Annotated in this window: 11 protein-coding genes; 4 read left to right on the top strand and 7 right to left on the bottom strand. The window is 67.5% G+C overall.

Features of this window, described 5'->3' with window-relative positions:
- Positions 1-12 precede the first annotated feature (12 nt).
- From C1746_RS17795 to C1746_RS17785, 3 genes are all read right to left on the bottom strand, one after another.
- Positions 13-1,119: a sensor histidine kinase gene (locus C1746_RS17795; protein WP_116716096.1), complete on the bottom strand. Its 1,107-nt coding sequence runs from the start codon at positions 1,117-1,119 to the stop codon at positions 13-15.
- A gap of 94 nt (positions 1,120-1,213) precedes the next feature.
- Positions 1,214-4,738, bottom strand: coding sequence for a DNA polymerase III subunit alpha (dnaE, locus tag C1746_RS17790; protein ID WP_116716095.1), 3,525 nt, complete (start codon positions 4,736-4,738; stop codon positions 1,214-1,216).
- A 150-nt stretch (positions 4,739-4,888) separates the two neighbouring features.
- Positions 4,889-6,103, bottom strand: a complete 1,215-nt coding sequence (locus C1746_RS17785; RefSeq protein WP_116716094.1) for a saccharopine dehydrogenase family protein — start codon at positions 6,101-6,103, stop codon at positions 4,889-4,891.
- A 115-nt stretch (positions 6,104-6,218) separates the two neighbouring features.
- Between C1746_RS17785 and C1746_RS17780 the strand changes: the two genes are divergently transcribed.
- A complete protein-coding gene (locus C1746_RS17780) occupies positions 6,219-7,361 on the top strand; it encodes an SGNH/GDSL hydrolase family protein (RefSeq protein WP_116716093.1) in 1,143 nt (380 codons plus the stop codon).
- On the opposite strand, the gene C1746_RS17775 is transcribed toward C1746_RS17780, so the two are convergent.
- From C1746_RS17775 to C1746_RS22590, 3 genes are all read right to left on the bottom strand, one after another.
- On the bottom strand, positions 7,323-9,629 hold the full coding sequence (locus tag C1746_RS17775) for a putative bifunctional diguanylate cyclase/phosphodiesterase (protein WP_116716092.1): 2,307 nt from the start codon (positions 9,627-9,629) through the stop codon (positions 7,323-7,325). The two genes, C1746_RS17780 and C1746_RS17775, sit on opposite strands and share 39 nt — an antisense overlap.
- Positions 9,630-9,645: 16 nt before the next feature.
- Complete coding sequence (locus tag C1746_RS17770) at positions 9,646-11,520, bottom strand: VanW family protein (RefSeq protein WP_116716091.1); 1,875 nt, start codon at positions 11,518-11,520, stop codon at positions 9,646-9,648.
- A gap of 61 nt (positions 11,521-11,581) precedes the next feature.
- Entirely contained in the window at positions 11,582-11,977 is a 396-nt protein-coding gene (locus tag C1746_RS22590; protein WP_205711972.1) for a DUF4399 domain-containing protein, read from the bottom strand.
- 165 nt (positions 11,978-12,142) lie between these two features.
- Between C1746_RS22590 and C1746_RS22585 the strand changes: the two genes are divergently transcribed.
- The 3 genes from C1746_RS22585 to C1746_RS23240 all read left to right on the top strand — a co-directional run bounded on the left by C1746_RS22585 (position 12,143) and on the right by C1746_RS23240 (position 13,161).
- Positions 12,143-12,535 carry a hypothetical protein gene (locus C1746_RS22585; protein WP_205711971.1) on the top strand — a complete coding sequence of 131 codons (393 nt, stop codon included), beginning with the start codon at positions 12,143-12,145 and terminating at the stop codon, positions 12,533-12,535.
- An 87-nt stretch (positions 12,536-12,622) separates the two neighbouring features.
- Positions 12,623-12,856: a DUF433 domain-containing protein gene (locus tag C1746_RS23245; protein ID WP_116716090.1), complete on the top strand. Its 234-nt coding sequence runs from the start codon at positions 12,623-12,625 to the stop codon at positions 12,854-12,856.
- Positions 12,853-13,161: a DUF5615 family PIN-like protein gene (locus C1746_RS23240; RefSeq protein WP_162867904.1), complete on the top strand. Its 309-nt coding sequence runs from the start codon at positions 12,853-12,855 to the stop codon at positions 13,159-13,161. Before C1746_RS23245 ends, C1746_RS23240 begins: the two co-directional genes overlap by 4 nt.
- 72 nt (positions 13,162-13,233) lie before the next feature.
- Here the strand turns inward: C1746_RS23240 and C1746_RS22190 are convergent, their stop codons facing one another.
- Positions 13,234-13,617 (bottom strand): hypothetical protein, encoded by a 384-nt coding sequence (locus C1746_RS22190; protein WP_162867903.1) that lies wholly within the window; start codon positions 13,615-13,617, stop codon positions 13,234-13,236.
- Between the last annotated feature and the right edge of the window lie 528 nt (positions 13,618-14,145).

Here is a 14,145-nt window from a genome sequence, read left to right as displayed (position 1 = left end):
GTTCGGTCGAGGCTACGCCGGCAGTCGGAGCGTGACCGTCGTTCCCTCGCCGACCTGAGAGGTGATGGTCACATCGCCTCCGAGCCGCCGGACGGCCAGCGCCACGATGCCCAGCCCGATCCCGTGGCCGGGGTAGCGCTCGCGGGCGTGCAGACGGGTGAAGAGATCGAAGACGCGGTCCAGGTCGCCTGTTCGGATCCCGAGCCCTCGGTCGGCGACGGTCACCGACACCCAACGATCGTCGGCTGTCGCGGTGATCGAAACCACGGGTGACTGGTCCTCCGCCACGAACGTCAGGGCGTTCGAGAGCAGCTGGATCAGGCAGACCTGCAGGAGCTTCCCGTCGGTCCGGATCGTGGTCACCGATGGGAGGTCGACATCGATGGTGGCCCCGTCGAGCAGGCTCTCGGTCCCGAGCTGGGTGATCGCCGCCTCCAGCGTCTCGGCCACGTCGACGTCATCCAGGACGATCTCGTGGCGAGTGATCCTGGAGAGCTCGAGCAGCCCGCCGATCATGGAGGCCAACCGGTCGGTGCCGTCGAGGATGAACCGGAGGTAGGTCCGCCCATCGCCCTCCAGCACCTCGCCGTAGCGCTGCTCCAGCAGCGTGGCGAACCCGCTGACCGCGCGGAGCGGCTCCTTCAGGTCGTGGGAGGCCGTGTACGCGAAGTTCTCCAGTTGTTGGCCGGCGAGGGAGGCGGCGGCCAGCGCGGCATCGCGATCCGTCCCAGCTCGGAACGCCGCGACCGCACGATCCGCCCGGAGGACCACCTCCTCCACCACGGTCGGCGTGGGGATGACGTCGCTTGCACCTGACCGCAGCAATCCCGCCCGCTCGGTGGAGGTCGTCTGCGCCACCACCAGGATCGGCAGACCAGGCGCACCGCCGGAGGACGCGAGACGCTCCACGGCGTCTTCTGCCACCTCGGCATCGTCCGCCACGAGAATGACGACCTCGGCCGCTCCCTCGGCCACCAAGTGGGCAGCCTCTGCAACCGGCACCGGTGGCCAGTTCCAGGGCCCACCCTCCAAGCTGGACGCGGCCCCCGGGCCGCCGGATGCGAGGACAGCCGCGTGCTGAGGGACCTCGACCCGCCCGTCCGCCGAAGTGTCCGCCATCCACCGCCCGACTCTAGATGCCCTCGAGCTGTCCCGGCATCGCGGAGGCTGCTGCAGGCCGCCTTCATCCCGTGCGTCGGCCGAGCTCAGGTCGTCACAGGCACTGCGCGCCGAGGAGGGACTTGAGCTCCGCGAACAGGCCCTGGCTGCGGCGGACCCCGAGCGACTCCGGAACCGCCAGTTCCGTCGAGCGACCCCCCAACCCCGCAACGGTCAGCCTGACGTCGACCGGTCCGGCGTGCTCGGCGAGGACCGCCCGCAGGCGGGTGACCATCTCGGGGGCACACTGCCGCGGGTGCAGGCTCAGGTTCAGGGGCGCACCGGTGGCCTCGCTCAGGTCGGGCCGTGACACCCGGTCGGCGATCAGCTGGGTGGTGTCCCGGCCATCGTCGACGCGCCCTTGGACGACCAGCACCTCATCCTCGACGAGCAGATCGGCGTACCGCGTGTAGCACGACGGGAAGAACATGACCTCGATGCCGCCCTGCAGGTCTTCGATGGTCCCCACCACGTAGGACTCGCCCTTCTTGGTGAACTTCTTCGTCACCGCGGTCAGCAGCCCGGCGATGGTCACGTCGGCCCCGCCCTTCGCCTCGTGGATGGCGGGGATCGGGGCAGACGAGATCTCCTCCAGAGCCCGCTCCAGCCCGTGCAACGGGTGGTCGCTGACGTAGAGGCCCAGCATCTCCCGCTCCGCCTGGAGCTTCTCCTTCCGGTCGAACTCGAAGTCGGGGATCTCGACGGCATCGAGCTCCGTCTCGTCCTCGCCTGCCCCGCCGAGGCCGCCGAAGAGGTCGTACTGCCCCTCCTCCTCCCTGCGCTTGATGGCGAGCGCGTTCTCGATGATCGGGTCCACGACCAACTGCAGGCCCTTGCGGGGGTGGCCGAGCGACTCGAACCCGCCGGCCTTCACCAGCGACTCGATGGTCCGCTTGTTCAGGGTGCTGATCGGGACCTTGTCCACGAAGTCGTGGAAGTCGGTGAACGCTCCTCTGCTGCGACGGGCCTGGATGATCTCGTCGACGACACCCTCCCCCACGTTCCGCACGGCCGACATGCCGAACCGGATCTGCCGCGGTGGGATCTCGGCCGGCCCGTCGGTATCCCCGGCTGCCTGCCCTCCGTTCCGCGACGGCGTCACCACCGGCGCGAAGTTGATCAGCGAGTCGTTGATGTCGGGGACGAGCACCTCGATGCCCATGGTCCGGCAGCTGTGAAGCGCGGCGGGCAACTTGTCCTTGTTGTTCTTGACGCTGGTGAGCAGCGCGGCCATGTACTCCACCGGATAGTGGGTCTTCAGCCAGGCCGTCTGGTAGGTGACCAGCCCGTACGCCGCCGAGTGCGACTTGTTGAAGGCGTAGCTGGCGAACCCCTCGATCTCACTCCACAGGTCGGTGCCGAGCTTCTTCGGGTACCCGCTGGCGACGGTCCCCTCGATGAAGTCGTTCTTGATCGCCGCCATCTTGTCCTTCAGCTTCTTGCCGATGGCCTTGCGGATGCCATCGGCCTGCCCCAGCGAGAAGCCGGCGATCTTCTGAGCGATCTTCTGGACCTGCTCCTGGTAGATCAGCAGGCCGTAGGACTCCTGCAGGATCTCGGTGACATCCTCGTGGATGTAGGTGACCGGACTCAGGCCGTTCTTGCGGTTCGCGTACTCCACGTGCAGGTTCGCGCTCATCGGACCGGGTCGGTAGAGCGCGCCGAGGGCGGTGATGTCCTCGAACCGGTCGGGCTGCATCAGCTTGCACAGGGCCTTGTAGCCGGCGGACTCGAGCTGGAAGACCCCGTCGGTCTCGCCGCGCCCGATCAGCGCGTAGGTCTCGGCATCGTCCAAGGGCAGGTGATCGACGTCGATCTTCTCCCCCGTCGTCATCTCGATGTGCTCCAGCGCGTCGGAGATGATCGTGAGGTTCCGCAGCCCCAGGAAGTCCATCTTGAGCAGGCCCAGGTCTTCGACCTGTCGGCCGTCGTACTGGGTGACGACCTCGGCTTCTCCATCGACCTGGAGGGTCGGGACGATGTCGGTGATGGGCTCGTCGGCGATGACCACTCCGGCGGCGTGGATCGAGTGCTGGCGGCGCAGCCCCTCCAGGCCCGCGGCCAGATCGAGGACCTTCGCCGCGTCCGGGTTGGTCGTCTTGGCCTCGGCCAGCTCGCCCGACTGCTGCAGCGCGTCAGCCAGCGGCGCCTCCTTCCCCTGCACCGCCGGAGGGAACATCTTGCACAGCCGATCCCCGAAGGCGTAGGGCAGGCCCAGCACCCGCGTGGCGTCCTTGATGGCCTGCTTGGCCTTGATCGTCTGGAACGTCACGATCTGGGCGACGTGGTCCTGGCCGTACTTCTGCGCCGTGTATCGGATCATCTCACCCCGACGGCGCTCGTCGAAGTCCATATCGATGTCGGGCATGGAGATGCGCTCGGGGTTGAGGAACCGCTCGAACAGCAGGCCGTGGTGAATCGGGTCGAGGTCGGTGATGCCGGTGCAGTAGGACACCGCACAGCCGGCGGCCGACCCGCGACCGGGCCCGACCCGGATGCCGACGTCGCGGGCGTGGTCGATCAGGTCGGCGACGATGAGGAAGTAGGCGGAGAACCCCATGTCCTCGATGACGCCGACCTCGTACTCGATCCGCTGCTTGACCTCGTCCCGCAGCCCCTCGTAGGTGGTCGCGCCGTCTTCCGCGCCGTACCGCCGGACGGCGCCGATCTTGACCTTCTCGCGCAGGTAGGAGGCCTCGTCGTGGTCGGCGGGACAGTCGAACTTCGGCAGGTGCATCGAGTCGAAGTCGAACTCGACGTGGCACCGCTCCGCGATCTCCAGCGTGTTCTTCCAGGTCTCCGGGTGGTCGGGGAACAGCGCCTGCATCTGCTCCGCCGGCTTGACGAAGAACTGGTCGTTGTGGAACTTGAAGCGGTCGGTCTCGGACTTCAGGGCCCCGGTCTGCACGCACAGCAGCGCGTCGTGGGCGTCGAAGTGCGTCTGCTCGGTGTAGTGGCTGTCGTTGGTGACAACCAGTCCGACATCCATCGCCTTCGCGATCTGGATCAGCTGGCCGTTGGTGGCGTGCTGCTCCGGGATGCCGTGGTCCTGCAGCTCGATGTAGTACCGGTCGCCGAAGACCTCGCGGTACCAGCCGGCTGTCTCACGGGCATCGTCGACGTTGCCGACCAGCAGCTTCTGGTTGAGCTCGGCTCCGAGGCAGCCGGACAGGATGATCAACCCCTCCGAGTGCTCCTCGAGCATCTCCCGGTCGACTCGCGGCTTGTACCAGTACCCCTCGGCGTAGGCCCGCGAGGTCAGCTTCATGAGGTTGCGGTAGCCGACCTGGTTCGAGGCCAGCGCGGTCAGGTGGTAGTACCGCTTGCCCTCGACCGTCAGCTCGGTGGTGTTGCGCCGGCCGTGTGGCGCCAGGTACAGCTCGCAGCCGATGATCGGATTGATCCCTCGCTTGACGGCCTGCCGGTGGAAGTCGATCGCCCCGAACATGACCCCGTGATCGGTCATGGCGACCGCGGGCATCTCCAGACGCTCCACGGCATCCATGAGCTGACCCACGCGACTGGCACCGTCCAGCATCGAGTACTCGGTGTGGACGTGAAGGTGTGCGAAGTCGCCCATGCGCAGCAGGTTCCCCGGACGTGTCGGTGGTGGAATTACCGGAATGAAGTTAAGCGGGGAAGGGTGTCCTGACAGTAGCCAGTTGCACCGTCGTGCTCAAGGGCGATTTCACTTTGAGGGCCGACGTCTGCGGACCCCGGTCGAGTTCGATCAGAGCACCTCGAAGGTGAGACCCGCGTGGGCCTGCAGCCCCTCCAGCAACGGCTCTCCCATCGCCGAGGCCGGGGTCCAGTGGCCCCCACCGACGTCGGCCTTGCCCTCGGCCAGGGTGATCGATGCCTCAGCCAGCATCTTCGAGGTGGACCCGTAGCCCGGATCCATGTCCCCGGTCACCCGGATCAGCAGGGTTTTGGTCGGATCCTCGGGGTGCTCGGCCACCAGGCGGATGTCGAAGAACCCGTTCTCGCGGGCTTTGGGACCTGGGCCGGTGCCGGCGTCGGGCATCGCCCGCTCCGCCAGCCTGCGCAGCGGGTCGACTGACAGTGCCGCCATGCCCCCGGCCGTCCCGGCGCCGAGGATCCCGGCCTTGGCGGCACCCGCGAGGCCGGCGCCCATCAGCATGCCCTCCTCATAGCGGAAGTGGTGGCCCCACGGATAGTCCAGGAGTGCATTGGTGCGGCGCACCACTCGCGTGTTGACCGCCGCCATGACGAACGGTCCGACCCACTGCCCGAAGGCCTCATCCTGCTTCGGTGCGACCGCGTCGTTCTGATCGGGACCGTTGCGGTGGCCCTCGGGGTTCAGGGCGTAGGGGTCGGCCATGATGTTCCTGACCTCGGGGTCCTCCTTCGCCTCGGCCAGCATCGCCATGCCGCTGGCCAGCGTGCCACCCGACGCGCCACCTCGCGCGGCCTTCAGTCGGAACCGCACCTGCGAGGCGTAGACGCCGTGTCGCCGCATCATCTCCTGCTGGGCGAAGAACACCCCCAGGTCGGAGGGGATGGAGTCGAACCCACAGGTGTGGACGATCCGGGCACCCGTCGCCTGCGCAGGTACCTGCGTGGCGTCGATCATCCGTCGCATCCACGGCACCTCGCCGGTGAGATCGGTGTAGTCGGTCCCGGCCTTGACACAGGCCTCGACGACGGGAGTGCCGAAGCGTGCGTAGGGACCGACGGTGGTGCACACGACCTTGGTCGCCTGCGCCATCGCAGCGAGTGAGTCGGGGTCGGTCGAGTCGGCCACGACGTGCGGGATCCCCTCGGCACCGATCTCGTGGGCCACGGTCGCGAGCTTCTCGGCGCTGCGTCCGGCCATGGCCCAGCTGAAGCCGTCCGGCGCGCGGGTCAGCAGGTGCTCGGCCACCAGCCGGCCGGTGAATCCGGTTGCTCCATAGATGACGAGGTCGTACGGGCGGTCGCTCATGGTGCTGCTGCTTTCGCTGGGCGGTTCCGCCCACTGTGCCCGCGCTGCGGCGTCAGAACACGCCCGGGGCCCCACCTGCCCGGCTCGTCCGCCGTGCGAGGATAGGTTGGCCACGATGAGCAGGAGTGAGCTCGGGGCCTACCACCGCAGCACCATGTCGGCGGGCAAGGCGGTGGTGGTCGTGCTCATCAGCCTGCTCCTCGGAGGCCTGCTGAACGTGACCAGCCTGACCCAGGCCGCCGAGCGGCAGAACGGGGTCGGCCGCCAGGTCGCCATCGTGCTGGTCTGGCCCTTCAGACAGGTCAGCAACGTCCTGGGTCTCGATCAGCCCCGCGAGCTGCTGACCGAACGCCTGGGGCGCGACCCGCTGCAGGAGGAGGGGGCCGCGCCGGGCGCAGATGAGGCGGCTCCCTCCGACGACCAGGCCAGCACCGACGACGTCGCACCGGGGCCTGGCGTGGAGGACGCGCTGGCCGCCGCCGCGGCTCTGGCCGGTCGGGAGGCCGTGGACCCCGAGGCGGTGGCCATCCCGCTGGACCTCGACCCCGAGGCACCGGCGTTGGCGGTTGCCGGGGACCTGCCGGACCGGTTGACGGCGACGTTCACCGACGAGGACCCGTTGGACGTGGCGGTCGTCGGCGACTCGTTGACCGAGCAGTTGGGCCCCGCCCTGATCGACCAGGCCGCGCGGAGCACCGTCCCGACGGTGGTGACCCACGAGTTCACCTACTCCTCCGGCCTCACGCGCCCTGACTTCTTCGACTGGCCGGCCGAGGCGGCCAGCCTGGCGGAGCAGCTCGACCCCGATGTCTGGGTGGTGATGCTCGGGGCCAACGACGCCCAGGACGTGCGCGACGCCGAGGGTCGGTTCCAGCAGATCGGCTCCGACGAGTGGGAGGCGGTCTATGAACGCCGGGTGGGGGCGCTGATGGACCAGCTGACCGAGGACGGCCGTGCGGTGATCTGGATCGGCCAGCCGGTGATGCGTTCCTCGGAGTTCGACAACTCGATGCGGTACGTGTCAGAACTGTACGAGCAGCAGGCGGCGGCTCGGCCCCTGGTGTCCTTCGTCAACTCGCGCCGTGTGTTCGACGACGACCAGGGCCGGTACGCCGACTACCTGCCGGGGGCGACCGGCCAGCTGTCGCAGATGCGACTGAGCGATGGCATCCACCTGACGCGAGCCGGGGCGGAGCGATTGGCCCAGCAGGTGCTCCCGCTACTGCCCGGGCTGCCGGTCGAACCCGTCCAGGAGTGACGGGTCGTCCGGGATGGTCTGCGACTGCACGATCGCGCCGACGTCTGCTGCCGGCATCGGTCGACCCAGGTGGAACCCCTGCGCCTGCCGGCACCCCAGCGACATCAACTCCTCCAGGACATCGGCACTCTCGACCCCCTCCGCCGTGCAGGGCACGTCGACGCCCGCAGCAAGCTCGAGGCAGGCTCGCACGATCGAGGCCGCCGCGGGATCGACCATCATGTCCTTGACGAAGGACCGGTCGATCTTGAGGACGTCGATGGGGATGCTCCGAAGCTGCGAGAAGGAGAAGTAGCCGGTTCCGAAGTCGTCGACGGCGATGCTGATGCCTGCGGCCCGCAGCTGTCCGAGTGCGTTGATCAGCCGGGCGGAGTCGCCGACGATCGCGCGCTCCGTCAACTCGATGACGATCGACGAGGGCGGGACTTGGTGCTGCTGGAGGGTGCTGAGGAGGTTGGTGACGTAATCGTCACGAGCCAACTCGTTGGCGGACACGTTGATGCTGACCGGGATGTCGATGGCCTGGTCCCGCCACCGCGCGATCTGCTCGCAGACCATCTCGAGCACCTGATGGCCGACCTGGTGGATGAGCCCACTGCGCTCGGCGACGTCGATGAACAGGTGGGGGCTGTGCACGACCCCGGCGCTGTCCTTCCACCGCACCAGCGCCTCTGCACCGACCACACGGTCGCCCTCCAGGTCGACCAGGGGCTGGTACTGCATCATCAGCTCGTCGTTCCGCAATGCGCGACGCAGCCCCTGCTCGACGCGGAGCTGCTCCAGCGAAGCCGTCCGGAGCACATCGTTGAAGGGCACAACCCGCACGGACCCGCGCTTCGCGGCGTACATCGCGAGGTCGGCGTCGCGGATGAGCGACTCGGGTGTCGAGGCGTGGTCCGCCATGGCCACACCACAACTCGACTGGACCCGGACCTCGTACTCGGCAACCGACTCGAGACCGCTGGCTGCCGCGACGTAGCGATGACCGGCCTTGACCGCATCGCTGACGCCAACGGCGTCGGTCAGCACCACGATGAACTCGTCGCCGCCGAAGCGCGCGACCAACTCGGAGGGACCCTGCGCCATGAGCAGCCGGTCGGCCACCGAGGCGAGGACATCGTCGCCAGCAGCGTGGCCGAAGTTGTCGTTGATGAGCTTGAAGTCGTCCAGGTCCATGAACAGCACCGCCACCGTCTGCGGGTCCAGCCGCAGGCTGTCCGCGAGGTAGCGCTCGATCATCTGCCGGTTCGGCAGGCCGGTGTGCTGGTCGAAGCTGACCCGACGCCGCAGGTCGCGTTGCGTGGCCTGCTGACGGTCGATCGCCGCGTCACGTTGTCTGAGGACGGCGTTGACGCGGGGCACGAACACCGCGAGGACGGCCAGGCCCGCAAACGCGTAGGCCCTGACCTCCCCCGGCCACGACGGACCGACCATCAGGCCGATCGGGAGGGCGGCAACACTGCAGCTGAGGAAGACGAGCTGGTTCAGTCCCAGCCGCGGGAGCTGTGGTTCGCCGATGTCGGTGAGCGTCTGGGCCGATGGCGGAAGTGTGGCCCCGGCAGCCATGAGGCCGCCGATCCCCCCGGTCACCATGACACCTGTCAGCACGGCCGAGGGCGTCCCTGGCGTCGCCGTGGCCAGGACCAGCAGCAGCGAGTGCGCGACGTACGCCAAGGCCGCACCCAGGATCAGCGTCAGACTCGGTGTTCGGGGCCCTCGCAGGTACATGGCGACCGTGAGGCAGGCCAGCGTGCAGCAGAAGAAGAAGTCGCCGGCCGCCACGATCAGCGGCTGGACCGCGGCCCCGTCAGCCACTGCCGGACCGATGAGAACCTCCGCCACGACCACGAGCGGGACCAACGAGGCAACCAGGCCGTCGACCAGCAACTCGATGTGGCTCCCCCGCGACCGCAGCCGAACGACGGCGAAGATGCCGAACAGGATGATGACACGGGTCACCACGTCGGCGATGCGGATCGGCGACGCGGCCTCGGCTGCGAAGGTCTCGAAGTCCGCGGCGCGGCGTGCCGTGTTCAGCACCATCGTGCCGAGTGCGACCGACCCGAACGCCAGCCACGGCAGCGCCTGCCCACGCGGCACGCGGGAGGCACGCCAGAACGATGCCACACCAGCCGCGCTCGCCATCAGCAGCTCGACCGCCGCCCGAGGGGCGTGCTCCGCGGGGACCAGCAGCGCGACCCCCAACAGGCACACTGCGGCCGTCACGCCACAGAGAGCCAGATACGGAGTTGGGATTGCTCGCAGCATAGACCCCGAAGGTTACCTAGGAGTCACGTGGTCGTTCCACTGTGTAGAAGGTCGTCCATGATTCCTGGATCGGTGCCCCGTCGGGCGGCGTCCGGATTCTGTCGACGGTGATGGAGAACTCACCGCCACAGGCACACGGCCCGCTGATGGTCTCGACCTGCCAGTACGGCAGCGACCAGAAGGTGACGGTGACGGAGTTGGCGTCGGCCTCGGTGTCCACGAGGATCGCGTGGGGCGTGTCGTTCCTGACCTCGAGATTGACGTTCGGGTAGTTGACCGTGGCCTCTCGGCCCGCCGGGTAGCGGGAGAAGTAGATGCTGTGGGCCTTCCAGTCAACCAGTTCGATCCCGGCGAACCAGGCGGCGTTGAAGAACGTGGTCGCGAACTGGCTGACGCCGCCGCCGATGTCGGTCGTCAGCTCCCCGTCGATGATCGCCCCACCCGCCACGAACCCGTTGTCGACCGTGCGGCGACCGACCGCGTGGTTCAACTCATAGGTCTCGCCAGCCGGGATGATGGTGTTGTCGACGATCTCGGCCATCCGTTGGATGTTGATGTTCCGGGATTGGCCGGCCGTGTAGAAGGTGGTGAAGGTCGAGATGGGTTCGACGATCCCGATCGTCTCCGGCGTCGCCTGCTCGCCGCTGTCCCCCTGCACCGCGACGGTGCCGCCGCCGGCCAGTCCGGCCTCGATGATGCCGGCCAGTGTGGCCTCGCGGTTGGGGACGAACCCACCCTGGGAGTCCTCCAGCACGATGTCGCCGGTGATCGAGGCGACGTCGGTCAGGTCCTCCCCTCGTCCGGGGGTCGGGGACCGATTCTCGATTCGCGCTTGGATGATCGGGTCGATCTGGGCCAGATCGAGGAGCGCGATGACCCGCGCGGGGGCGGCGGCCAGGTCGGGCTCGAGGATCAACTCGCCCCCACCGGCCTCCTCGACGGTCACGAGTGCACGGAGTTCGCGAGGTGAGAGGGTGATCTCGGTCTGGATGCGCTCACTGCCGACGGCCGTTCCGCCATCACCCTCCGTTGGCGGCGCCGGGGTGTCCGCGACCAAGGTGACGTCGGCCGACTCGAGTGTCTCGATCTGAGCGATGACGGCATCGATGTCGGCCTGCTGGACCGTGGGGCCGGCGGCGGTGCCGTCCACGCCGCGGGTGAGCTCGTCAGGCCACTCGCTGGGGTCGACGGTGTCGACCTGGGCGACGGCATCGATGACGGCGTCCTCGACCGCGCCCGCACTGATGTCCAGCCCGTCGTCGGCCTCGGTGACCTCGATGCCGGCGGGTTCGACGAGCACATCGGCGTTGGTCGGGGCGACGGTGAGCTGCTCGGCGGCACGGGTCAGCGGAGCCGTCTCGATCGAGTCGAGGACCAGCGGGTTGGCCTGCGGACCCTGGACCACACGACGGAACCAGGTCTGGATGGACGGCAGGCCGGTGCGCACCGGGTCGGTGCTCCGCTCGCGGTCGACCTCGAGGCCGAGATCGGCACCGCTGACCGTCACCTCGCTGCCCGCCGCGGTCGTGAGCAGGATCGGCAGCTCGTCGAGCGCCTGCTGGGCGGCGTCCAGGGCGGCGTCGGCGTCGGCCTCATCGGCCACGGTGGTACCGGCCAACGTGGTGGTGCCCGGCAGTCGAGTTGCCGTGAAGAACGCGGCACCGGCAAGGAGCACCACAGCTGCCAGACCGCTGATCAGCAGGGTCCAGTTCCGGCCGGTCGGCTCGACCGCCATCGTCGGCTCCCACGACGACACCGACATGACGGGGTGCCAATCGTCAGCATCGTCAGGCCCGTCCTCATCTGACAGCAGGGCAGGCTCCGCCTCATCTGCGGCATGCTGGTCCTCGAGGTCACGGGCGTGATCGTCAGAGACACTGGCTTCACGCACGCGGACACGGTACCGCGGGCCGTCGCGGAATCAGCGACGCCTCAGCGGCAAATCGGGCGCCCTACTCGACGGTGATGCTGACCTCGTCGGTGAGGTCGAGTGCCGTGTGGGCGCCGTCACCGGCTTGGAGGCAGAGGGAGTACTCACCGGGCTCAAGCTCCAAGGTCGTGGAGGTGGAACCATCGCCGTAGTGGAGGTGCGCGTCGTCGGAGGGGATCACCTCGCCAGGGGTCACACACGGCGTGTTGACCATGACGTGCATGTGGCCGGCCCCGTCTACGACCTCGCCGGCCTCCTCGACCTCGAAGTCGGTGACGTCGAAGGACACCTCAACCGGGCTGGTGACCGTGTCGCCGTCGCTCAGGTCCTCGAACGCGACGGCGGGTTCGCCTCCGTCGCTCGAACAGGCGGCGAGCAGGAGGAGGGCGGTCAGGAGAGCGATGCTCGTGTAGCGCACGGCGGGTCCTTTGCGGCGGCTGGATCGGTGCACGACCCAGTCAAGACCAGCGCCGGCGGCGTGTCCAGGGCATCTGTTGGTGGTGGGGCATCGCTGGTAGTGCGGCCCTAGACTCCAGTCCCACCGCCGTGGTGGTCCGTCGCCCCCGTACCGAGGAGTTCTTCGATGAGCGAGCAGTTGTCCACCCCCAGGCACGAGGTGACGGGGATCATCGCCGATCCGTCGCGGGCCGGTGAGGTGGTCGATGCGCTGCACGGCGCTGGGTTCGGCGAGGATGAGATCCGGCTGCTGTGTGGCCCCGAGGCGAGGGAGGCGTTGGATGACCATCACGGGGATGGGCTGCTGGGCCGACTCGCCCACGCCATCGAGCACTTCGGCGCCGAGGGCGGAATCCGTCACGAAGCGGTCCAGGCGCTGGATGAGGGGCAGATCCTCGTGGGCGTCGCCGCACAGGACGACGCGGTCAAGCGGCAGGTCGTGGACGCGCTGCCGGCTGACGCGGTGGGCCACCTCCGCTACTGGACCCGCTTCGAGGTGGAGGACATCCTCCGCCGCTGAGAGGCCAGTGGCGATCAGCGGGGTTGCACCCGACCGTCGCGTGTGCTCCCGCCGGGCGTCGAAACTTGTAGACCTATTCTGGTTCTCATGACAGGAGATCAGGTTGACCTCATCGTGCGCGACCCTGACGTGCTCCACGGACAAGCACACATCCGCGGAACAAGAATCCCAGTGAGCGTCGTACTGGACTGCCTGGGTAGCGGTCTTACCGAGCGAGACATCATGAGCCACTATCCGTCCTTCGGGACCGACGGAGTCAGTGCGGTATCTGCGTACGCTGCAGCCCTGGCTCGCGAGGAAGTACTGCCGCTTCTGGCGTGAACTTACAGCTTGACGAGAATCTCTCGCACCATCTCGTTCCAGTGATTGCCGAGATGGGCCACGACGTTGACACCGTTGCTGACGAAGGGTTGGTAGTGAGTTCTGACCTTGACGTCCTAGAGGCTGCTCGGACCGAGGGCAGAACGATCTTGACGCAAGACCGTGGATTCGGTGACATCCGGGCGTATCCGCCTGGCAGTCACCAAGGGATCATCGTTCTGAGGCCAACCAGCCAGGATCCGATCTCGGTTCATGACCTCGTGAGCCGCCTGCTCCGCACGATCGACCTTGACGATGTCCTGTAGCGGCCCAATCCTGGATCGCGCACACTCAGCGAGACCACGTAGGCACTCGCCACGATCTACGGAGAAGAGCCACTACTCATTGAACTCAATCGACCCATCGGGGTTGAAGATCCACTCCATCCCGTTGCAGAAGGCTCTGTCCAGTCGCGCGATCTCGTTGCCGGCCGTATCACGGGCCACGGCCGGTCGAGGTGGACAGTCGTCTCTGCCCGCTGAGGCCGCTGAGGTGATAGCGCCCGCAGGCACATTCAGCGACCAGTCTTCGTAGCGCGGGATTGGCGAGGTAATGACGATGTCAACATCGGAGTTATTGACAATCTTCATGTCGTCCGGACCTCGCAGGAGACCGCAGCCCGCGCCAGCAATGACCAGAGCGGCGAGACAGGACGCTAGTCGGGGTTTCATGAAGTGAACTCTTTCGTTCTTGAACGGCGAGAGGAAATTACGCATCGCCATCAACTACTCGTTGAACTCGATCGACCCATCGGCGTTGAAGATCCACTCCATGCCGTTGCAGAAGGCTCTATCAACACGAGCTACTTCGTTTCCATCACTGTGGCGGGCAACTGCCGCCATGCCTGGGCAGTCCCTGCCTGGGTCTGATGGCGCCAGGGCGACACTGTTGGCCGCTACTCTCACCGTGGAGTAGTCCCGACCGGGCGCGGCGGACTCGACGAAGATGTCCTGATCCGTGTTGTTAACTATCCTCATGTCGATCGGGCCCCGGAGAAGATCGCATCCCGCAGCGGCAGCCGTGAGGGCCACCAGACAAACAGCTACTCGCAATTTCATGCTGGCGTTCTCCCTGTGATGTCCTCGCCCACCTGCTGGCATTGATCTGAGAACGTCGTCTTGAGCCTAAAGCGTACGGGGTCCGTACGGCCACAAGCCCGCCCTAAGACTTCTGAGGCGCCCAATCGGCAATCCAGACACGCGAGAGAGCCCCCCGCACGCCGTCGGGCACCGTCACTGGTTCAGCCCGGC

Origin of the sequence: Euzebya tangerina (assembly GCF_003074135.1) — a bacterium.
Classification (GTDB): Bacteria; Actinomycetota; Nitriliruptoria; order Euzebyales; family Euzebyaceae; genus Euzebya; species Euzebya tangerina.
Note: the sequence above shows the minus strand (reverse complement) of the source record. Positions and strands in the feature narration are given on the sequence as shown.

Excerpts from the sequence above, each read along its gene's own strand:
- C1746_RS17775 (WP_116716092.1), bottom strand. The coding sequence starts at position 9,629 with ATGCTGCGAGCAATCCCAACTCCGTATCTGGCTCTCTGTGGCGTGACG.
- C1746_RS17795 (WP_116716096.1), bottom strand. The coding sequence starts at position 1,119 with ATGGCGGACACTTCGGCGGACGGGCGGGTCGAGGTCCCTCAGCACGCG.
- C1746_RS17780 (WP_116716093.1), top strand. The coding sequence starts at position 6,219 with ATGAGCAGGAGTGAGCTCGGGGCCTACCACCGCAGCACCATGTCGGCG.
- C1746_RS22190 (WP_162867903.1), bottom strand. The coding sequence starts at position 13,617 with ATGGCGATGCGTAATTTCCTCTCGCCGTTCAAGAACGAAAGAGTTCAC.
- dnaE (WP_116716095.1), bottom strand. The coding sequence starts at position 4,738 with ATGGGCGACTTCGCACACCTTCACGTCCACACCGAGTACTCGATGCTG.
- C1746_RS17785 (WP_116716094.1), bottom strand. The coding sequence starts at position 6,103 with ATGAGCGACCGCCCGTACGACCTCGTCATCTATGGAGCAACCGGATTC.
- C1746_RS23245 (WP_116716090.1), top strand. The coding sequence starts at position 12,623 with ATGACAGGAGATCAGGTTGACCTCATCGTGCGCGACCCTGACGTGCTC.
- C1746_RS22585 (WP_205711971.1), top strand. The coding sequence starts at position 12,143 with ATGAGCGAGCAGTTGTCCACCCCCAGGCACGAGGTGACGGGGATCATC.